Source organism: Dyadobacter chenhuakuii, assembly GCF_023821985.2.
GTDB lineage: Bacteria > Bacteroidota > Bacteroidia > Cytophagales > Spirosomataceae > Dyadobacter > Dyadobacter chenhuakuii.
Window position 1 is genome coordinate 914,960 of the sequence record NZ_CP098805.1, and the last position, 21,272, is coordinate 936,231.

Genomic DNA, 21,272 nt, shown 5'->3' on the forward strand with positions numbered 1-21,272 from the left:
CCGACTTTGCCATTCCGAATATGACCTATTGTGTCATCGTAGGTAGTGACATCGCGCGTGGCACGGTTACAAGTATAGACACTAAAAAAGCGCAGGGCGCTCCTGGCGTGTTGGGTGTATTTACCCACCAAAATATGCCGCCGATTCCGGGCTGGGATGCGCCGCCAAGCAAGCAGGCCGACGGACCGCCGCCCAAACCTGACACCGAAGAAAAATACCGCATCCTAAGCAGTCCGAAAATCCTGTTCGACGGCCAACCTATCGCCATGGTTGTTGCCGATACCTATGAACGCGCGACCTACGCCGCATCACTTGTCAAAGCCATTTACAGCAAACAAAAAGCGCGAACGGATCTCGAAAAATATAAAAAAGATGAGATTACGCCAAGAGGCGGTGATTACTCACGGGGTAAAGCAAAAGCTTTCGAATCAGCACCGGTGCAGCTGGAATCGGAATATACAATTCCCATTGAAGTGCATAACCCAATGGAATTGCACGGGATTGTCGTGCACTGGACCGGCGCGGATCAGCTGATGATCTACGCCAAAACACAGGGTGTCAATTCCACCCAGCAGGCGATGGCGCAGGCATTTAAACTCGACCCGAAAAACATCCATGTGCATACCGAATATATGGGAGGTGGTTTTGGAATGGGACTGCGCACCTGGCCGCAGGAAATGGCGACCGTGGCCATTGCAAAAAAAGTAGGTCGCCCGGTGAAGCTGGTTATGAACCGGAGCCAAATGTTTACCATGGTCGGCCACCGGCCTTACACGGCGCAGTCCATTCAAATGGGCGCAGACAAAAATGGCAAACTCGTCTCCATTCATCATGCGGCCACGGCAGAAACGGCTAAATATGAAGATTTTACGGAAGCGACCGTCAACATGACCAAGTTTATGTACGACTGTCCGAATGTAAGCACGCGTTACCGGCTCGTGCGACTCGACCGAAGCGTGCCGATCTGGATGCGCGGCCCGGGTGAAGCGACGGGTGCATTTGCACTGGAATCGGCCATGGATGAAATGGCTCACAAGCTTAGTATAGACCCGATTGAATTCCGGCTTAAAAACTACGCGGAAACCGATCCTGAACATAACCGGCCATATTCAAGCAAACATCTGAAGGAAGCTTACGAGCGCGGGGCAGAGGCTATCGGCTGGAAAGACCGTAAAAACGATCCGGGCGCGAGTAAGGAAGACAACTGGCTCACAGGTTATGGCATGAGCACGGGCGTTTTCAATGCATTCAGATGGGAAGCGTCGGCCAGAGTGGTGCTCAATGCGGACGGATCGCTGGTAGTGCAAAGCGCGGTGACTGATATCGGTCCGGGCACGGGCACAGCCTTGACGATGATTGCGCACAATGTGCTGAATATTCGAGCGCATTAAGGTTGAATATGGCGACACGTCGCTACCGAAAGCGCCAAGTCAGGGCGGTTCGGCGATTGTGTCCGCAGTTGGCTCTGCTGTTTTCGATACTTGTACAAAAATCAAAAATGAGCTGTTTGACCTTGCAACAAAAGCAGGCGCGCCGCTTGCGGGCAGTAAGGTGGCCGATCTTTCAATAGAAAATGGAAATGTTTTTATCTCAGACAGTCCTTCAAAAAAGGTGGCGGTAGCTGAACTGTTGAAAGCCAACAATTTGCCTTCAATCGCCCAAACTGCCGACTCGAAAGGGAGCGCGGAGCTGGAAAAATATTCTATGTATTCGTTCTCCGTGCATTTTGTAAAGGTAAAGGTCAATGCGCTCACCGGTGCTGTTCGTGTGACCAAAACAGTCAGCGTAGCCGATTCGGGCCGGATTATTAGTCCAAAAACAGCAGCCAGTCAAATGATCGGCGGCGTGGCAGGCGGTATAGGAATGGCGCTGACAGAGGAAGCGATAATCGATCACCGCTTTGGCAGATTCGTCAATAATAATTTCGCGGATTACCACGTGGCCGTGCACGCCGACGTGCCGGCGATCGAAACAATTTTCATTGATAAACCCGACCCGATCATTAACCCGATGGGCGCAAAGGGAATGGGTGAGATCGCACTGATCGGATTTTCTGCTGCGGTTGCCAATGCGGTCTTTAATGCGACTGGTAAGCGGATCAGGCAGTTACCTATCACGCCGGATAAGGTCATGCAGCAGGTATCTTGATGCTCGATTTACTGGTGAATCCGGATGAATTAATCCACTAAGTGAAATATCAAATCTTACAAAATACCCGCAAAATTAACTTGCGGGTGTTTTTTTTCGCAGATTTCATATTAAAATCCGTGAATAGTAATGAGAAAAATACAGGGAGAAAGGTGTTTGAAATAGTACTTACTAATTCAGATTTCGAAGTCCCCGAAATGCATTAGGCGTTTGGCCAACGTGTTGTTTGAATAGCCTTGAAAAATGCTGGGGATATTTAAATCCCATTTCAAATGCGATCTCGCTTACTGTTTTTGTCTGGTCAAAAATCTTCTCTTTGGCCACATCAATCAGTTTTGCCTGGATATAGTCCTGCGCAGTTTGCCCGGTTTCTTTTCTGACCAGGTCCCCAAAATATTTTGTGGACAGGTTAAGTTCACTGGCGAAATAAGCCACCGAGGGTAATCCAATCATACTGGGCTTGTCTGACAAAAAGTAGGTTGTCAAAAGCGATTCAAAGCGTTCAATAATCCCTTTGTGCACCGTATCGCGGGTAAGAAATTGCCGGTCGTAAAAGCGTTTGCAGTAATCTAGAAACAGCTCGATATTTGAAACGATCAGTTTCCTGCTGTGATGATCGAGGGCATGTTCTAGCTCATACCTGATTTTAGCAAGGCAATCCAGCACAATCTGCTTTTCCCGCTCAGAGATATGCAACGATTCGTGGGTCTGATAGCTAAAAAAGCTGTATTCATGGATGTGCTGGTTGAGTGCGGTACCGTGCAGCAGACCGGGATGAAAAACCAGCGCATAACCGTTCGGCCTGTATAGCTCATTTTCAAGAGTTACCACCTGCCCAGGCGCAAAGAAAACGAGCGTGCCTTCCTGATAATCGTAATTCTGCTTGCCATAGCGCAAATCCCCGCACGCCACTCCTTTTAGCATGACAAAGTACAGCCCCAAATACATGTTTTTGATCTGCCGCGTGTCAGCTTTTGACAGGTCTACGACAGTCACCAAAGGATGCAGCGTTTCGTGCTGGTTGAATGCATTGTAATCACTTACCGAATCAAACCGGATCTGATTTTCCATTGTCTTTTTTATTAACTGCTACCAAATTACAGATTTCAAAAGGGCCTGACTACATACTGATTATGAATATGGAACATTGGTATAAATATCAGGAATATGTATACAAAGTGATTGCAAAAACGGGCGGAACTTTGCGATACAATAATAGGAGCTTAGCGGCTAAAATGATGTGCCAGTCTTCTATGCGGCTGCCCATTAATGGATCACTTCGATAAACTAAAATGGAAAAACGAAAATTAGGAAATAGTGGGCTGGAAGTTTCTGCGTTAGGTCTGGGATGCATGGGACTGAGCTTTGGATACGGGCCAGCAACTGAAAAGCATCAGGCCATCCAGCTGATCCGTGCAGCTGTGGAGCGGGGCGTTACTTTGTTTGATACAGCCGAGGCATATGGACCATTTGCGAATGAAGAACTGCTAGGTGAGGCTTTGGAGCCATTCCGTAAAGAGGTAGTGATTGCGACCAAGTTCGGTTTTGCCGGTGGGGTTCCAGCCATGGGACTCGACAGCCGCCCGGAAAATATCCGTGTAGTGGCAGAATCATCATTAAAACGTTTACGTACGGATGTAATAGACCTTTTTTACCAGCACCGGGTGGATCCGAATGTGCCCATTGAGGACGTTGCCGGAACTGTGAAGGATTTGATCAGCGAAGGAAAAGTGAAGCATTTCGGCCTTTCGGAGGCCGGTGTTGCGACCATTCGCCGCGCCCACTCCGTCCAGCCGGTTGCTGCATTGCAAAGTGAGTATTCGCTTTGGTGGAAAGAGCCTGAGGCCGAAATCTTGCCCACATTGGAAGAACTCGGCATTGGCTTTGTGCCGTTCAGTCCGCTGGGAAAGGGTTTTCTTACAGGCAAAATAAACGTCGATACCACGTTTGACAAAAGCGATTTCCGTAATAAAGTCCCTCGTTTTGCAGAAGAAAACAGGAAGGTAAACCAGAACCTGGTGGACCTGCTCGGTCAACTTGCAACCGACAAGCATGCCACTGCCTCGCAAATTGCATTGGCCTGGCTGCTGGCTCAAAGACCCTGGATCGTGCCCATTCCGGGAACCACAAAACGTCACCGGCTCGAAGAAAATCTGGGTGCTGTAAATACTGAGTTGAGCGGAAACGATCTGAGCGAGATCGATGCAGCGGTTTCTCAGATCAAGATCATGGGCGAGCGCTACCCGGCCGAAATGCAAAAACAAGTCGAACGGTAGCGCCCGGAATTCTCCATGGAGACAGTTGGAGAATAGCATTATAGATCAGTAATAAGTAAAATCAGATTTTCAATTATTATGGAAAATATCAAAGGAAAAGTAGTGGTAATTACAGGAGCTAGCAGTGGCATGGGCGAAGCGGCCGCGAAGCATTTGGCCAACCTGGGTGCATCCGTTGTGCTGGGCGCAAGAAGAGCTGATAAAATTGAAAAGCTTTCCCAGCAGATCAAAGACAATGGCGGAAAGTCGCTTGCTATCGCTGTGGACGTAACCAAAAGAGATCAGGTAAAGCAATTCGTCGATTCAGCAGTTAAGCATTTTGGCCGGGTAGACGTGATCCTTAACAATGCAGGTATCATGCCGTTATCACCGATTGACCGTCTTAATGTCGATGAATGGGATACGATGATCGATGTGAATATCAAAGGCGTGCTCAATGGTATTGCCGCTGTGCTGCCTTATATGAAAAAACAGAAGTCAGGCCAGATTATCAACACATCTTCGGTGGCAGGACATAAAGTATTTGGTGGTTCTGCGGTTTATTCTGCAACCAAATTTGCCGTGCGGGCATTAAGCGAAGGCTTACGGATAGAGGTGAAGCCCTACAACATTCGCACCACGATCGTCTGTCCGGGTGCAGTCAAAACAGAGCTTTTGGAACACATTTCGGAGGCCGATATTCAGCAAGCCAACCAGGATTATGTAGGAGCGGTAGGAATCAGTCCGGATAGCTTTGCACGTGTGGTTGCCTTTGCAATCAGTCAGCCAGATGATGTAGATATCAATGAAGTGATCTTCCGTCCGACAGCACAGGAACTATAACAGTGACGTTTGGGCAGCTAAGCAGAATTTACAGTAGTAAGACAAGAATGTTTCAAATTCTGGTCAAACCCTGGGTGGTAGTTTGATATTCATAATCTATTGTTTGATATCCTACATGCTCGCCGATCAGCTTAGCTTATATTGCAGATATTGAAATAGTGCAGAATAATCAAGGTTTCGTAATTATTTTAATGATCTAACTAGCTTATATAAGGTATAGCTAATGTAAGTCAACGAGTTTTAGGTAAACGGCGAAAATATGAAAAATGAAGATTCAGCAGGCCACATCAGCCGGCGCGAAATGCTGGCCGGGACTGCGATTGCAGTCACCACGCTGGCTATTACCAAGGTAACCGGATTAGAGGCGGGGCCTGCGCCACAGGTCGTGACACCTGTTGTTTCCGCTGAGGTATCGTTTACGGTGAATGGAAAAGTCCAGAAACTGGAAATTGATACCAGGACAACATTGCTGGACTTGCTCCGGGAACATCTGCACCTGACAGGCACCAAAAAAGGTTGTGATCATGGACAGTGCGGTGCCTGCACGGTGCTTGTCAATGGAAAGCGAATCAATTCATGTCTTTCGCTGGCATTGCAACACGAATCCGATTCCATCACCACAATTGAGGGGTTGGGAACACCCGAGAAGCTGCATCCGATGCAGTCCGCATTTATCAAACACGACGGATACCAATGCGGATACTGTACACCTGGTCAGATCTGCTCAGCCGTTGCTGTGCTTGAAGAGATAAAGGCAGGCATACCCAGCCACGCGAGTGCCGATCTGAATGCGAAGGTGGGATTTACCAATGCGGAATTCAGGGAAAGAATGAGCGGGAATATCTGCCGTTGCGGCGCTTATTCCAACATCGCCGAAGCAGCAGCGGAGGTTGCAGGGGCGTGAGTCCGATAAAAGCTTGCTGCATCATTTTCACAAACGAGATCTAACCCGATGAAATCATTCACATACGAACGCGTTACCACGCCTGCCCAGGCCGCAGCGGCTGTCGCCACAAAGCCGGGAGCTAAATTCCTGGCAGGCGGCACAAATCTGCTTGATCTGATGAAATTACAGATCGAGACGCCTACCCACCTGATCGATATTGGCCGGATTGGACTGGATAAAATTGAAACAACAGCCAATGGCGGGGTAAGGATAGGCGCACTGGTCAGTAACACGGACCTTGCGGCAGACCCGCATATCCGTAAAGATTATGGCATTTTATCCAGGGCGCTGGTTGCGGGCGCTTCCGGGCAGCTGCGCAATAAGGCAACAACGGCGGGTAACCTTTTGCAGCGCACGCGGTGCCCCTATTTTTATGATACCAATCAGCAATGCAACAAGCGGGTGCCTGGCAGCGGGTGCGCCGCCATCGCTGGGTTTAGCAAACAACTAGCTGTCATCGGCAGCAGTGATGCCTGCATTGCGACTTATCCGGGCGATATGGCCGTAGCCATGACGGCCCTTGACGCAGTGGTGGAAACCATCAATCCCGCTGGCACGACCCGGCAGATTCCTATTTCCAAACTTTACCGTTTGCCGGGGAAAACCCCACATCTGGAGAATACGCTGGAAAAGAATGAGCTGATCACTTCCGTGGTGCTACCTGCCCCGGCCGGAGGCACGCACATTTATCATAAAGTCCGTGACCGGGCTTCTTACGCATTTGCCCTGGTGTCGGTTGCTGCCATTTTATTTAAAGACGGAAGCGGCAGGATCGCCGTTGGCGGCATTGCTCCAAAGCCATGGCGCGTTCCGGGCGCAGAAAGTCTGTTGCCATCGGGCTCAAAGGCATTTACTGCAAAACTGATGGAGGGCGCCAGGCCCACCAAAGACAATGAGTTTAAACTCGGTCTGATAGAACGCACGATTGAACTAGTCTTAAAAGAAGGGAAAAGCTGATATGAAATTCGACAAACCAGCAGGGCAAAACCCCATTGATCAGTTAAAGGTCGTTGGCAAGCCAACAGACCGCGTGGAAGGCCCTTTGAAAACAACGGGCACGGCCAAGTATGCCTATGAATATAATGAAGAGGTTACCAATCCCGCCTACGGCTATATATTGGGTGCAGCCATTGCGCGAGGAACCATCACACGCATCGATCAGGCTGCGGCCAAAGCAGCGCCTGGCGTGTTGGCGATTGTAACCGCTGCTAATGCCGGGCGCCTGGAGACTGGCAAGTTTTATGTCAGCCGTTTTCTGGCCGGGCCGCAGGTAGATCATTACCACCAGGCCGTTGCCATTGTTGTAGCGGAAACTTTCGAACAGGCAAGGTCAGCAGCCGCACTTTTGAAAGTTGAATATAAAAAAACGAAAGGCAATTATGACCTGGAAACTTCAAGAGCTGGCGCTCAGGCCCCCTGGCCAGGTCCCTACACGCCTCCGGGCGAATCGCTGACAGGCGATTTTGAAGGAGCATTCAAAACGGCCCAGGTACAATTAGATCAATCTTACTCTACACCCGACCAAGCGCACGCAATGATGGAGCCCCATGCCACCATTGCCAAATGGGATGGGGATAAGCTGACCTGCTGGTGCACGATACAGCAGCTTAACTGGGGCGTCCGCGACCTTGCTTTTATTCTGGGTATACCCAAAGAAAATGTGCGGCTTATCTCAGCTTACATCGGCGGTGGCTTTGGGGGAAAGGGTACGGTCCTTTCGGATCTGGTAGCGGCAAGTCTGGCGGCCCGTGCCTCTGGCCGGCCGGTGAAACTGGCATTACAACGTCCTTTAATGTTTAACAACACCATCCACCGTCCTAAAACCATTCAACGCATTCGGATAGGCGCTGATCGAGATGGCAAAATTACGGCGATAGGCCATGAAAGCTGGTCAGGGAATCTGCCAGGCGGCATGACCGAAGCTGCTACCGCATCAACGAGGGTATTATATGCCGGTGCCAACAGGCTCACCAGGCTCCGGGTGGCTACTTTGCACCTGGCTGAGGGTAGTGCCATGCGCGCTCCGGGAGAGGCCTCGGGTATGATGGCTCTTGAAATAGCGATGGATGAAATGGCTGAAAAGCTCAACATGGACCCGGTCGACTTCCGGATCAAAAATGACACACAGGAAGATCCCGAGAAACCGGGACGCAAGTTCTCCACGCGCAAATTAGTGGAATGCCTGCGCGAGGGAGCCGACAAATTTGGTTGGGAGCGCCGGAATGTCAAACCAGGGGCCATTAAGGAAGGGGACTGGCTCATTGGGATGGGGGTTGCATCAGCAATGCGGGGTGCGCCTGTTACCAAGTCAGCTGCACGGGTACGGCTTGACAGCAGCGGCAGGATCACGGTGGAAACAGACATGACCGACATCGGTACCGGAAGCTATACCATTATCGCGCAAACCGCAGCAGAAATGATGGGCGTCGGCATCGATCAGGTTAAGGTGAAGCTTGGGGATTCATCCTTCCCTGAATCATCGGGGTCCGGCGGGCAGTGGGGTGCGGCTTCTTCAACTTCCGGCGTATACGCTGCCTGCATGAAACTGCGAGAAGCAGTAGCAGCTAAGCTTGGTTTCGATGCAGAGAAAGCCCAGTTTTCGGACGGCCGCATCATTCTTGGCGACAAAAGTGCTGCATTAGGTGATGCAGCTAAAACTGAGGATCTGGTGGTTGTAGATGAGATGACATACGGAGAGCTTTCAAAAGAATACGCGCAGGATACATTCGGAGCGCATTTTGTGGAGGTCGCGGTAAATGCATTTACGTATGAGATCCGTGTAAGGCGAATGGTAGCAGTATGCCATGCGGGAAGGATATTGAATCCGAAAGCCGCGCGCAGCCAGGTCATTGGCGCAATGACGATGGGCGTTGGAGCGGCCCTGATGGAGGAAATGGTGGTTGACAAGCGGGTCGGCTTCTTTGTAAATCATGACCTGGCAGGTTACGAAGTCCCTGTTCATGCAGACATCCCGTATCAGGAAGTGATTTTACTGGAAGATATTGACCCAACGATGTCGCCCATGAAAGCAAAAGGAATCGGCGAGCTGGGCATCGTTGGTGTGGCAGCAGCTGTGGCCAATGCGGTCTATAATGCGACCGGGATCAGGGTGCGGGATTATCCTGTTACGCTCGACAAACTTTTAAGAGCAGTTTGAGTTTGTGCAGGTAGCCGGGTTCATATTCAAACAAACTTGTTTTAAGAAATCAATAATGAAAATGAAAAATCAGACGGAGAATAAAAACATAGATCCTAAGATGCGAAGAGGCTTTTTAAAAGCGGCCACTTTGTTGGGCTTGGGAACAGTTGCTGCCGGAACCGGTAAAAGTTATGCAAGTGCTGCTCAGGACCCGGAAAAGAAAAAAGATATTGGTGCCATACTCACCCAGAAGAGGTCATTGGGCTCAAAGAAGAACCCGCTTGTGGTTTCGGCCATTCAGTTGGGGTGCATGGGAATGCACACGGGCCGAGGTGTCCATCCTGATCATAAGAGCATGGTCAAACTTATCCGGGATGCTGCGGAACGTGGCTGCGATTTTTTTGATACCGCCGAAGTGTATGGGCCGTTCATTAACGAAGAATTGGTCGGAGAAGCCCTTGCACCCATCCGAAACAAAGTTGCCATCTCCACCAAGTTTGGGTTTGACATTGGTGGCAAAAATGTCTTAGACAGTAGACCAGAGCACATTCGTAAGGTCGTTGAGCAATCTCTCAAACGCCTGAGGACCGACCGCATTGATCTTTTCATTCAGCACCGGGTTGATCCTAACGTGCCAATTGAGGATGTTGCGGGCACGGTAAAAGATCTTATTAAGACTGGAAAGGTGCTGCACTTTGGGCTTAGTGAAGCCAAGGCAGAAACCATCAGAAAGGCACACGCTGTCTGCCCTGTTACAGCGGTGCAAAGTGAGTACTCTCTGATGACCAGGCTTCCCGAAGAATTCATCTTTTCCACTTTGCAGGAATTGGAGATAGGTTTTGTGGCCTACAGTCCGCTTTGCCGTGGTTTATTGGGCGGGAACTTAACCGAATACTCTGATTTAAACACGAATGATATTCGCGGCGCATGGCCACGTTTTCAGCCCCAGGCGATTAAATCTAATATACGAATTGTCGAGGCGCTAAATGAGTTTGGCAAAACAAGAGGCATGAGCTCATCGCAAATATGCCTGGCATGGATGCTTGCAAAATACCCTTTTATAGTTGCCTTACCCGGAACTACCAAACTATCTCATTTAGAAGAAGATTTTCGGTCTGCCGACTTCACATTGACCAAAGAAGAAATTACTGAAATCGAAAGTAAAATAGAAAAAATCGGTGTTGTTGGCGATCGCTATGATGCACTACAGCAGGCGCGGGTAGAATATTGATAGACACCTGGCAGCTTGCCATAGACACCAACGAATAGAAAATACAACATTGGTAAATAATAAAAAGAGGTTGTCATGAACGACGAAAATCAATTATCAAGAAAAAAATTTATTCAACAAGCGTCCCTGGCAGGTGCGGGATTACTGTTGGCAAGACCCTTACCAATGTTTACTCAAACAACTGGGGTAAAGAACATTAAAACTAAAGGGTACGCAGCCAAAGATGCTTCAGGAAAACTAGTGCCCTGGGAATTTGAACGTAGGGCTGTGGGCGATAGCGACATTCTTATCGAGATCAAGTTTACCAGTATCTGCCATTCGGATATCCATACGATGAAGGGCGATTGGGGGGCACAGCCTTACCCGCAGGTTCCGGGTCACGAAATTGCTGGGATCGTTACAGCAGTTGGTAAGAAGGTGACCAAGTTTAAAGTAGGTGATAGGGCGGGTGTTGGCTGTATGGTAGACAGCTGCATGAAATGCGAAAGTTGCCAGCATGGTGAGGAGCAGTTTTGTGACAATGGCGCTACGGTCTTCACCTATGGCTTTCCTGATAGAATATCACCTTCCGGTATTTCACAAGGTGGCTATTCGAATAACATTGTTGTGCGGGACCATTTTGCTGTTCATATTCCTGACCACATTTCCCTCGAGCAAGCAGCACCCTTACTGTGTGCTGGAATTACTACTTATTCTCCATTAATAAATGCAGGTTTCAAGCGTGGAGACAAGATCGGCGTGGCTGGTATAGGTGGTCTTGGACATTTAGCTGTAAAATTGGCCGTGGCGAAAGGTGCGGATGTGTATGCATTTACGACATCGCCTGATAAAGTAAAAGATATACTCAGTTTTGGAGTGAAAGAAGCAATTCTGGTTGATGATGTAGCGAAGTTGAAGCCTTATAGAAAAAAGCTGAACTATATGATTTCAACCATTCCTGCGCAGTTTGATGTAGCTGCCTATGCTTCGGTGCTGAAACGGGGCGGATTTTTTACACAGGTGGGTATGCCTGCTGGTTTTAATCTTACGCTAAATACTATTGCGTTTGCAAATACACATGTCAATTTCAATGCTTCACTTATAGGAGGTATGCCACAAACACAAGAGGTAATTGACTATTGTGCAGACAACAAGGTTTTTCCGCAAATACAAATCATCAAAGCCCAGCAAATCAATGATGCATGGATGAAGGTGATCAACAAAGAAGCCCGTTTCAGATATGTGATTGATGCTGCAACATTTTAGAATAAAAAAGGCTCAAATGGGCATCACCGAAAAAAGCTCATTTTCTACTCTGACAACTTCGAGAAGTTTTTCATCCAGCCGTTTTTAGGCTTCCACAACCTGCTTCCCTGTAGCGGCCGGGGCTTTGGGAGCGCCCACGCGCTCTAGCCGAAGCAACCACATAACCTTTCGACAATGCCGTCAGCACGGCGGATGTGCTTGGGTAGTCGGGAATACTACATGTAAGGCCGGTGCACTAAGGCAGCACTTAGCTATGGCAGGTCATACAAAACAGAAAATCTTTCGGCTCTTAGAAGTACAGGCGCCTTCAGATTTTGCTTGGCCGGCGGTAAGCTAAGGTTCGTGGTTCTTTCTCCCATTTGTCCTTTATAAGCGTACGCGGAAACGGTGGTTAAAGCATACCGGGCCCGACATCAGGTTGCCCAGCTTTTCCAAAAACCAATTGACGACACAGGTTTACTAGGCCATCCATGGTAGATGGCTTTATATAATAGTCGAGCGCACCTAATTTTTTAGCAAAGTCAATCATATTTGGATTTCCAGATGTTGAAAGCATAACTGTAGGCAAGGAAGCTAAGCGAGGAATGATTCGCAGATTCGATAGAGTTTCCAAGCCATTCATTTTCGGCATGTTCATATCCAGAATGATAAGACATCTATCAAATGCTGTTTGCGACTCTAGAACCGTCAGAAGTTCCTGCCCATTCTCTGATTCAACAATTGCTATGTTTGGATCTATGGCTTTGATCGCCTCTATCATTAATAGGCGATCATCGGCGTCGTCATCTGCTAAAAAGAAAGTTGTACTTCTCCTCATATGCAAATATAAGATTTTTTATAGAACGCCTATCTCTATCGACTATACGCTCTTGACAACGTGATTCACAGACTCTATATGTAACCGCTCGAGGTGGCCAAATTAATCGGTGGTTTTTCCGTACTCCGGCATTCGACTGCCATGCCGTTACAAGTTGACCAAAAACACCAGACAATTGGTACAGCTTAGTAGTTCATGAAATCTAATTACGGTATACTAGACGAATAGACCTTAAACTGTACTATCAGTGATTTGTAGGTATGGCAATTACGAGAGAATAGCAGACAAACTTGTAATTTTAATGCTTGGAGAAAACTGAGTTTTGAAACTGAATTACATGGGAAGATCTTGGATGCACGCCCCGGATTAAAATTAAGATACCAAAGATTTGGACTGATGAACTTACTAGCGCGGGTCTGATACATTATTCTAACAGGCATTTTCAAACTCATCTTTACGGTTCTTTGTAACGATTAGCCAGCGAGAACGAATTCATGGATGTTATGAATTGTTTCCTAATCTCCAATGCAACATTATATCTCACGTAGATACCTGTATTTTGACTGAGGTAATATTTGGAACGTAACTGTACTGACATTTGCTGGGAACGCTTGAAGATTGTATCTTTGAACAAGAGAAAAGATGTTCTAAATGTAACTTTCAAATTGAGAGGCAAATTCGGGACTGCCGCATTTCGTGGGATTATAAGTATTTGAAAATAAATCGGTTACTGTTAGGGTTCGACTCCCCGCATCTCCACAAAATGCCGTTTCGGATCTCCGGGCGGCATTTTTTATTCCACTAATTGCTTGCTCGCTGATCGCCGCAGAGAATTGGTAAAGAAAAGTAGCCATACTGGCGTTTGGATGCCGGCACAAAGCATTCGATCTGGTAATCGAAATCAAAAAAATCTTTCAACCGGTGACGAAATACATTCAGAATATCAAATGGGGAAAGGATCAAAACCTCGTCTGATAAATCAATATCGACGTTTTGATCGGGCAACATATAAAGAGGACCTTTTTAGCCTTCGACGGTAATTGTTTTCAACTCGCCCGCAAGCGCCAGTCCCACCAGCCGGAGCTCGCTTCTACGCGATCATTTTCAAAATCACCTACCGTGAGCGACTCCTCGCGTTCAGCCCGGTCCAGAATCTGTTTCATCAGGTTTGTCTCTGCCTGTGTAAGTGGTTTACGCTGCGCTTTGAATGCCTTTTTAATCGGCAGCGTAAAGCGGAAATCATGCATGGGAAGAAAACCAGAGGCTGACGTGAAATATTCAAAAATGCTTCCATCTTCGCAGAGTTCGGCCAGCCATTCTGTTTGATAATCGGGGATACGGGCAGCCATCACATGATGATGCGCCCGCTCAACCACGTAATTAGTATCCAGTTGGACAAAACCCAAATGGTCAATGATCCGGTAAACAGCTTCGATTCCGATCCCGAATTGCGCTTTGCGGGCCAGTCCGGCTGCTTCCAGGACAATTTTCCTTACCTGTGGTATGGTCAGAACAAGAGATTCCATGATCCCGTCAATTTCAGAATAACTGCCGGAAATTCATATCTAAGATTTCAGCTAATTATTCCGTTGCTTCATTAATTGCTTACCTGGTGCCAGAATGATGCGCCATAATTCATTCAATGCTATCCCAATCAAGGTAATTATGGAAAGCTTCGCGAATGTCTCAGACTTGTATCAGGTAGCAGAAAATTAGCTGATCTACAGAACGTCGCACTTGATTTTATTGAAGTGTTCAAGATACTGCTATTAAACAATGCCAGCCGAGTGCTGGGTATTTTTGAAGTTTCCAAAAGTGCGATTTCAGGCGAAAGTGCTGATGTAAGGATTGTTTTTGTGGCTGCTTTGAAAGCGAAAAGAACAGTAATTATGCTGGCATGCAATAAGTTTCCAGTCCGCATAAACTTAGTTATGCCAATAAATAGATTACGAAGAATACCTACAGATACCTGTTTACACAATTCACGTTAATGTTACCCTCAAATAGATCAAGATCTTCTTCCAAGTCAGTTAAGCCTAAATACTCTCATCATGTTCCTTAAACATTTTTCTCATATCATCTTTCAGAATTTTGTAAATCCAACTTCTGATAACACAGGACTCATCAAGTTTAGGTGTATTTAATCTATCAATTGTCTTAACCAAGTTTCTGTAATCCACACGAATAAGGCTATCGAATGAAAATCCATAAAGAACCTTTACATCGTCTTCCTCAAACACATCTTTATCCGGCTCATATTCTTTATGATGGAATTTAATTTGACCGTCTTTGCTATTACGATAAGCATACTGGCCCCATCTAGAATTTTCTGATTCCCTCATGTAAAAAAAATACTCGTGCGGCATCGAAATATAAAAATTAAACCCATTTTTAAGTTTAGGGAAATTGAATTCAACAAATTCCTTGTAAGACCGTTCCAAATGTCTAAAAAAGCATTCGATATATACTTTCGTTTGTACAGTACTGAACTGAGAGTTTATCGTATCGGAAATCTCGTTCTTAGGCTGCCGTTGAAGATGTTTTTTTGATTCCTGTATTGATCTGTCCGGATAGGGCAGATGGTGTTTATCGAAATATCGATAGCCCCTTTTCAATAAGATTGTAACTATTTTTGAAAGCTCTTCAAATGGCGGAAAATCTCCGACAATATTTAATCTGGGAAAATCTATATTATTTTGCAGCGCGTTTTCTACCAAAGTGTTAAGATCTTTTGATGAAACGCCTTGTCTCTCATAATAGTAAATAGCTCTAATTCTGCGTACTCTGGTGAGTACATCAAGCATATCGAGAGGATAAATTGCATCGAATCTAGGAAAATAGAAGTCGGCTCTCTTTGTGTCAAACCCTAGTTTTGCAGAGTAATAGTAAATAATTGCAGATACTTGCTCCATCAACAATATATCGGAATTATATGCACTGATACGGCCGTTTTCTATAATCTTCTTCAGTTGTTTAAAAATCTCTTTTTTGGCAAGCTTTTCTTGACTTGGCCCTAATAGTGCGGAATGACTTCCATGAACAGTATCAACTCCTATCTCAAACATGCGGCTATCATAATAGGAGTTCGAAAACGGATTGTCTAAATTTTCATAAATAATCTTCTGGTCGCTCTTAGATTTCAATGGATACAATGCATATCCATCTCTTTTTGGGTTTATCGGAAAGACAATTCCAATCTCACCGTCGGTTCTTGGAACAAAGAGCTGCTTGAACGCTTTGAAATTTTCCTCTAAATATGAATCATAGATTGATACATAAGCTATCGCTTTATTTCTTTTGAATTTAGCAAGAACGAATTTATGACTTTCCTTAGCATTATCTAAATAAAAACTTATTGCGCTTTCACCAATATGGTTTTGATAAAATAACTCAACGATTGTGTAAAATTCGTCATCACTAAGTTCGTGTAACCTAAAAGAATGATAACAAATAATATAATCTCTTATTTTTGAATAATAAAAAGATATATTATAGGATTCTTTTCTGTTTGTTGTGATTAAAATGTTTCGCGAAAATAGGCCTTCTGGTAAGGTTTCTTCCAGTGGAAAGTTTAATTTATCAAGCAACGTATCGTAGTTTATACCCTCATCACCGAACCGAAAAAAACTTTTGTATTGATGGCTAATTAATATTTTACCAATCTCTGAAAGAATCCTAAAACCAGTCCGAATATTAATATTTGCCTTTTCAAGGGATTGCTGTAAATAATCTCTTATCAAGTTTCTATCATTTATCCTTTCTGGTACTTTACGATTACTATATACGGTGCTAAATATTCGCAAAAAAAAGCCATTTCTCAAATCGTCTATTACACTTTTTGAAAGATCTCCTTCGAAACCAAAAGTGCTTTGGTACAAAGGCATAACATCTTCCATCTCTTCATAACTGAAATTATCAATAAGATACCCCGGTTTGTTACCAAGTGCTACGAGCGGATAGTGGAACTTCCTTAGCTCTTCAAATAGGTGGGTGGGCGTCCCATTAATTTCGAGCATTGATGACCAATCGCTCGACTTGCAGCTTATACAAATTTTAATTTTTTCAAAGTTTCTGACACTTAATGCGATTTCGCTCAGTTCTATTGATATGTGAGGGCTTGTACTTTCGTCGATTGCATCAATAAATAGCAGTATATTTTTATTTAGAAATAAGCCTAGTTCGTTAAGCTTTTTTAGAATTAAGTCACTGTCACTTTTACTTGAAAAGAAGACGTTCAGATCCTGGGCGATATGCTCGATAGGAGATTTGTTGATCATTACTGCATTGTAGAAAAAAACGAATGTTTTCTCGACCCATTCAAGTGCAATTGAACAAATTGCATTCGTCTTTCCCACGCCTGCCGCACCAACCAACCCAAAAACTTTCGCATTCGATTCGACGAATCTTGCGAATGTGGATTGCAAATCGCCTCTTTGAACAAAGAGCTCTTTTACAAATTTGGGTGTAAGAGAATCAATGCTCCCTACAATCGGACCCATACGGTCCTGTACCTGATTTGTACAAAAAATCCTCAGGTTTTCATCAGAAAAGGAGATAAATTTTTTTAACGCATCGTATCTTATTCTCAGTTCTTCATCGGTTGATAGCGTTGAGCCGTTTTTCCAAAAGTCGGAATATTCTGAAATCTTCTTATCAGTAATTTCTAGCCTGGATATTGAGTCAAAAATTCTGGTTGATTTTCCGTTCGTAAGAATGGTAAATGGAGCGATATTGCCTACCAGCATCCTCGCGTATGAAATTCCTTGATCGATATCATCGTGTGATATTTCGATTGAATCGCTTTTTAATTCAATTATGAAAAGATTCTGATTATTTCTTTTGCAGAGAATGTCGTAGCGCCCTCGGATGATATGGTGGTTTTTTCCAAGCCTAATGGTAAATGACTCCTCTAGGGAAATTTCAGAAGGATCAAAACCTAGGTCTTTCAAAAATGGCAAAAGCACTTTTCCTCTAATTTCCTCCTCGTTCATTGTTTGACTTTTTTGTCGGCTAAGGGAAATGATTGTGACAACTCACTTTTTTTCTTTGTCTAGGTTGCCATGAACATGTCTGTGATTCTTCTCAGTGTCTACCAATCAATCGCTCCAACCTTCCCATCATCTCCTCCTTCTCCTTCAACATCCGCTCATACAAAGCAATCTTCTCCTCATGAAGCTGAATCATTTTGTCGATTGGGTGGATTGTAGAGTTATTAAAAACCGAGGCTGGTTGAACACAATTATCGAAAGTGTTATTTGATATAATGTTGATAGCCTGTTGTTCATCAAAATTCCGAATCGCCTCAGCCGGAATTTTGAGAATCGCCGCAACTTGTTCCAAAATGTCGGAATCAATCTTTTCTTTTTGTTCGAGTAGCGAGATCTTTTGCTGGTTCCAGTCTTCACCGAGCTCAAACGCGAGCGCATCTTGTTTTACAGCCATCATTTCCCTGAATCTCTTTAAGTTACGGCCTTCGTGGATCTTTGGATTGGAAGTAGTATGTGCCATGTGGAAAGGGTGTTTGGTTAAAAAAAGCAATTTATATAAATCTGCCGTGAAGTGCTCGGATATCTTACAGGGATTGCAGTGTATGTTACCGCGGCGATGGTGTTGCGTACTGTCTGCAAGAGTGAGTGTTTTGCAAAGAACGTAAATGCAAGATTTTTACCACACTCTTAACATTAACAAAATGGACACACAACTGCTGACGCATAGTCCACACTCAGACATTGATTGCGAAGACTCGGAGTCGGCCGACCGTCTCTATCGCGCCTACGGCCGGAAAGTTAAAGACCTTCTTAGCCAAAGTGACGCCGAGACTTGGATCGAAGACCTTTGGGATATGTATACGGGCTTCACCTTTTTCAGCCAGGAAGCCGGTTATGATCCGAGGGGGCACAACAGGTTTGTTTCTTTCAAAGAGCTGGTGTGTTTCTTTCAGGATGTTGGAAAGATGAAAGCTTAGCTTTTTATGGAAAGGCAATCGGCTCTAAGCGGTTGCCTTTCTTTATTTTGATGCAATTGATTTTCAATGCATTTGGTGGTCAGGAATGAGAAAATCCGAACACATTCAGAGCCGCAAACAAATCCTCCTGAAAAACCACTTCCGTCCCGGCACCTTTCTTCTTCAAATTCATGGCCTTCTCCACCTTTCGCTCGTACATTTCAAATGCCCAGGCAGGTTCCACACGTCGCATATCACCAGATAATGAAGCTTTGCGGTCGCTGAGTCGGCGGCAATGCCTCCATACATTTCAACAACCTGCGCATGTTCCTTCCGCGAATACCTCGAAGACTCTCCGGTAAAGCAAAAGCCGGCAGCCGGCGCTGTGCATTCCTGAATCAAAATTGAACCTGCTGCTCAGTAAGCTTGACAGGAATGGTGACCTTCTCTTGTTCGGCTGGTCTGATGGAAGTAATGAATTGATTAAACGGTAAACGGTAAGATATCCGGTTCATATCTCAGCGCCCACAGTAGGCCTACATTCTTTCAGATATAAGGTCGGTCGTGAGCATGGGGCAATTTTCACGGTCATCTTCCGGCGTGCAGCAGGTCAGGCAATTTTGTACGCCTAACTGCATTAGAGCCCTGAGTTCGATGAGCTGCATAATTTTTTGATCGATCAGACTTACTTTTTCAGAAATCTTCGCCGAAACATTACCGCAGGAAGCCTCCTTATTTTCGATCATCGTTAAAAAGTCTGCCGTTTCGTTTAGCGTGAAACCAAAGCTTTTAATTCGTTTGATCTGAAATAATCTCTCACGTGTTCGGAGTATTCTTTGTAGTTATTGAATCGTCTCTCTTTTCGACCTACAGCGATTAGTCCCTGCTTTTCGTAAAAGCGAATTGTGTCGCGGGATAAATCGGTTTGCTTAGATAATTCTCCAATCAGCATATATTTTTTGACTTAAATTCTTGACAGTGGACTATACTCTACCGTTTAGTTTTACAATTTAAAAACTCTTATGAAGAATAGAACGAGAATTTGGATAGCTGGGTTAGGTATCTTTGCCTGCTCGACAGATTGCAATTTTAAATCTAAACCGTGCGGAGCAGGTCAAGCTTCTGCTAACTAATTCAAGATGGTTGTTTTAAAGTCTCTATTGGTTTTTATTTTGGCCGGACTCTGTGAAATTGGAGGCGGCTACCTGGTTTGGCTATGGCTGAAAGAAGATAAGCCGCTTTGGTTTGGGATTTTGGGCGGAATCATTTTAGCCCTGTATGGCGTCGTCGCTACATCTCAACCGGCTGGCTTTGGCAGGGTTTATGCCACATATGGCGGCATTTTTTTATAATGGCACTTATATGGGCCTGGCAGGTTGACGGTTTCAGACCAGACAAATATGATCTGATCGGAGCTGCAATCGCGTTGATTGGTGTTTGCATTATTTACTATGCTCCCCGGCAATAGTGTTAGAAAAAAGCGCCCCATCATCGGGGCGCCCTCGTTTATGCCTTTTTCCACTTGATACCACAACCGATTGCTTTCGCCGTCGGAATGGCTACGGGCTTATCAGCCAATAATGCGTTCACTGCGTTCTGAACGTACTTTTGACTCGCCCGTTCTCCATCTTGGGCGTTATTGTCAATTGCCCCGATGTACTTGATGATGAAATCACTTTCCTGCCGCTGGACAACAAAAACAGTTGGAGTGTGCTTAGCACCGTATGTTTTAGCCACTTCTTGGGTTTCATCAATCAGATAAGGGAAAGCGTACTTTTTCTCGCTGGATCTTTTTTTCATTTCATCATAACTGTCACCTGGTGAGAGTTGTGCATCATTGGCATTGATGGCAATGACAGGATAGCCTTTTGGCGCAAATTGCGTATTAAGATCAACCACCCGTTGTTCGTAGGCTTGCGCAACAGGGCAAGTATTGCAGGTAAACACGACAACGTACCCTTTTGCGCTTTTGTCCTCACCAAGCGAGATGATTTTGCCGTTGACATTCTTCAACGAAAAATTCATGGCCTTGTCTCCAACCTGATAGCCAGGCTCATATGTAAATGCGCCCAGCGTAAAAAATGATATGATTGCCAGTAAAAAGAATGATCTTTTCATGTCTTCGTAATTTTAGTTTATAAACGGATCCAGCTCAGCAACAAGCTCAGCTTCGGTAAAAGGCCTCTCAAAGCCTTTTTTTATTTTTGACTTCATGTTGATAATTAACGTGAACGGCAAAGCGCCAGACCACTCGGGAGCCACTTTGTCAATCCAAGCATTATAGTCAGTCTCGTCCAGCAAAAGGACTTGGGCCGCGCGAATGCCTTTCCTGGCAACAAAGGGTTCAACTTTCTTTTTGAGTGAAGTAACAGCGTCCAGACTCACCAGGATGACTTTCACCTTTTTTGAGGAATATTTAGTGCTCACCTTTTCAAAATGCGGTATCTAAGCCACACAGGGAGCACACCAGGTTGCCCAGAAATTGACAACAAGGATGGAATCACTTGTTTGATCCAGGATCTGTTGAAGCTCCGGATATTTGATGATTCTTATTTGCTGCGAATAGCTGTTTTTTCCTATCATAATAAATAACAGGAGCAACAGCCAGTTACGATTAGAAACCATAAACGGAATTTTGAATGATTGTGAAATCATGTCGTACGCTGCTGACTTCATAAGATTGAATTTCAGATAAAGATAGGCA

At 45.3% G+C, this 21,272-nt stretch carries 20 protein-coding genes and 2 pseudogenes; 11 read left to right on the top strand and 11 right to left on the bottom strand.

Features of this window, described 5'->3' with window-relative positions:
* Window positions 1-20 precede the first annotated feature (20 nt).
* Window positions 21-2,148 (top strand): annotated as a pseudogene (locus NFI80_RS03910) (xanthine dehydrogenase family protein molybdopterin-binding subunit).
* Window positions 2,149-2,319: 171 nt separating this feature from the next.
* Here NFI80_RS03910 and NFI80_RS03915 read toward each other — a convergent pair.
* Window positions 2,320-3,219, bottom strand: a complete 900-nt coding sequence (locus NFI80_RS03915; RefSeq protein ID WP_235160273.1) for a helix-turn-helix domain-containing protein — start codon at window positions 3,217-3,219, stop codon at window positions 2,320-2,322.
* Between the two features lie 221 nt (window positions 3,220-3,440).
* Between NFI80_RS03915 and NFI80_RS03920 the strand changes: the two genes are divergently transcribed.
* The 7 genes from NFI80_RS03920 to NFI80_RS03950 all read left to right on the top strand — a co-directional run bounded on the left by NFI80_RS03920 (window position 3,441) and on the right by NFI80_RS03950 (window position 11,807).
* Entirely contained in the window at window positions 3,441-4,424 is a 984-nt protein-coding gene (locus NFI80_RS03920; protein WP_235160274.1) for an aldo/keto reductase, read from the top strand.
* Between the two features lie 78 nt (window positions 4,425-4,502).
* Complete coding sequence (locus NFI80_RS03925; RefSeq protein WP_235160275.1) at window positions 4,503-5,246, top strand: SDR family oxidoreductase; 744 nt, start codon at window positions 4,503-4,505, stop codon at window positions 5,244-5,246.
* 259 nt (window positions 5,247-5,505) lie between these two features.
* Window positions 5,506-6,150, top strand: coding sequence for an aldehyde dehydrogenase iron-sulfur subunit PaoA (gene paoA, locus NFI80_RS03930; RefSeq protein WP_235160276.1), 645 nt, complete (start codon window positions 5,506-5,508; stop codon window positions 6,148-6,150).
* Window positions 6,151-6,198: 48 nt separating this feature from the next.
* The gene (locus tag NFI80_RS03935) at window positions 6,199-7,149 is read left to right on the top strand and encodes an FAD binding domain-containing protein (RefSeq protein WP_235160277.1); all 951 of its coding nucleotides are present in this window, start codon (window positions 6,199-6,201) and stop codon (window positions 7,147-7,149) included.
* 1 nt (window position 7,150) lies between these two features.
* Window positions 7,151-9,349: an aldehyde oxidoreductase molybdenum-binding subunit PaoC gene (gene paoC, locus NFI80_RS03940; protein ID WP_235160278.1), complete on the top strand. Its 2,199-nt coding sequence runs from the start codon at window positions 7,151-7,153 to the stop codon at window positions 9,347-9,349.
* A 61-nt stretch (window positions 9,350-9,410) separates the two neighbouring features.
* The gene (locus NFI80_RS03945) at window positions 9,411-10,562 is read left to right on the top strand and encodes an aldo/keto reductase (protein WP_235160279.1); all 1,152 of its coding nucleotides are present in this window, start codon (window positions 9,411-9,413) and stop codon (window positions 10,560-10,562) included.
* Between the two features lie 75 nt (window positions 10,563-10,637).
* Entirely contained in the window at window positions 10,638-11,807 is a 1,170-nt protein-coding gene (locus NFI80_RS03950; RefSeq protein WP_235160280.1) for an NAD(P)-dependent alcohol dehydrogenase, read from the top strand.
* Between the two features lie 391 nt (window positions 11,808-12,198).
* Here the strand turns inward: NFI80_RS03950 and NFI80_RS03955 are convergent, their stop codons facing one another.
* The 3 genes from NFI80_RS03955 to NFI80_RS03965 all read right to left on the bottom strand — a co-directional run bounded on the left by NFI80_RS03955 (window position 12,199) and on the right by NFI80_RS03965 (window position 14,150).
* Window positions 12,199-12,624 (bottom strand): response regulator, encoded by a 426-nt coding sequence (locus tag NFI80_RS03955; RefSeq protein ID WP_235160281.1) that lies wholly within the window; start codon window positions 12,622-12,624, stop codon window positions 12,199-12,201.
* Window positions 12,625-13,425: 801 nt separating this feature from the next.
* Entirely contained in the window at window positions 13,426-13,632 is a 207-nt protein-coding gene (locus NFI80_RS03960) for a DNA glycosylase AlkZ-like family protein (RefSeq protein WP_235164849.1), read from the bottom strand.
* Window positions 13,633-13,670: 38 nt separating this feature from the next.
* Complete coding sequence (locus NFI80_RS03965; RefSeq protein ID WP_235164847.1) at window positions 13,671-14,150, bottom strand: DNA glycosylase AlkZ-like family protein; 480 nt, start codon at window positions 14,148-14,150, stop codon at window positions 13,671-13,673.
* Window positions 14,151-14,375: 225 nt separating this feature from the next.
* On the opposite strand from NFI80_RS03965, the gene NFI80_RS25660 reads away from it, so the two are divergent.
* Window positions 14,376-14,615, top strand: coding sequence for a JAB domain-containing protein (locus tag NFI80_RS25660; RefSeq protein ID WP_374759670.1), 240 nt, complete (start codon window positions 14,376-14,378; stop codon window positions 14,613-14,615).
* Window positions 14,616-14,660: 45 nt separating this feature from the next.
* Here the strand turns inward: NFI80_RS25660 and NFI80_RS03970 are convergent, their stop codons facing one another.
* Together NFI80_RS03970 and NFI80_RS03975 are read right to left on the bottom strand one after the other, a co-directional pair.
* Complete coding sequence (locus tag NFI80_RS03970; protein WP_235164846.1) at window positions 14,661-17,615, bottom strand: type I restriction enzyme HsdR N-terminal domain-containing protein; 2,955 nt, start codon at window positions 17,613-17,615, stop codon at window positions 14,661-14,663.
* Between the two features lie 91 nt (window positions 17,616-17,706).
* Window positions 17,707-18,132 (bottom strand): helix-turn-helix domain-containing protein, encoded by a 426-nt coding sequence (locus tag NFI80_RS03975; protein ID WP_235164845.1) that lies wholly within the window; start codon window positions 18,130-18,132, stop codon window positions 17,707-17,709.
* Window positions 18,133-18,313: 181 nt separating this feature from the next.
* On the opposite strand from NFI80_RS03975, the gene NFI80_RS03980 reads away from it, so the two are divergent.
* Complete coding sequence (locus NFI80_RS03980) at window positions 18,314-18,589, top strand: hypothetical protein (protein ID WP_235164844.1); 276 nt, start codon at window positions 18,314-18,316, stop codon at window positions 18,587-18,589.
* A 79-nt stretch (window positions 18,590-18,668) separates the two neighbouring features.
* On the opposite strand, the gene NFI80_RS03985 is transcribed toward NFI80_RS03980, so the two are convergent.
* The 3 genes from NFI80_RS03985 to NFI80_RS25665 form a co-directional block, all read right to left on the bottom strand.
* Window positions 18,669-18,821, bottom strand: a complete 153-nt coding sequence (locus NFI80_RS03985) for a hypothetical protein (protein WP_235164843.1) — start codon at window positions 18,819-18,821, stop codon at window positions 18,669-18,671.
* Window positions 18,822-19,104: 283 nt separating this feature from the next.
* A complete protein-coding gene (locus NFI80_RS03990; RefSeq protein ID WP_256565292.1) occupies window positions 19,105-19,401 on the bottom strand; it encodes a MerR family DNA-binding protein in 297 nt (98 codons plus the stop codon).
* Window positions 19,338-19,520, bottom strand: coding sequence for a MerR family DNA-binding transcriptional regulator (locus NFI80_RS25665; protein WP_374759669.1), 183 nt, complete (start codon window positions 19,518-19,520; stop codon window positions 19,338-19,340). The genes NFI80_RS03990 and NFI80_RS25665 overlap by 64 nt, the downstream gene beginning before the upstream one ends.
* Before the next feature lie 187 nt (window positions 19,521-19,707).
* On the opposite strand from NFI80_RS25665, the pseudogene NFI80_RS03995 reads away from it, so the two are divergent.
* A pseudogene (locus NFI80_RS03995) lies at window positions 19,708-20,036 on the top strand (YnfA family protein).
* Between the two features lie 38 nt (window positions 20,037-20,074).
* Here NFI80_RS03995 and NFI80_RS04000 read toward each other — a convergent pair.
* Together NFI80_RS04000 and NFI80_RS04005 are read right to left on the bottom strand one after the other, a co-directional pair.
* The gene (locus NFI80_RS04000) at window positions 20,075-20,686 is read right to left on the bottom strand and encodes a thioredoxin family protein (protein ID WP_235164841.1); all 612 of its coding nucleotides are present in this window, start codon (window positions 20,684-20,686) and stop codon (window positions 20,075-20,077) included.
* A 12-nt stretch (window positions 20,687-20,698) separates the two neighbouring features.
* Window positions 20,699-20,968, bottom strand: a complete 270-nt coding sequence (locus tag NFI80_RS04005; protein WP_235164840.1) for a hypothetical protein — start codon at window positions 20,966-20,968, stop codon at window positions 20,699-20,701.
* Window positions 20,969-21,272 lie beyond the last annotated feature (304 nt).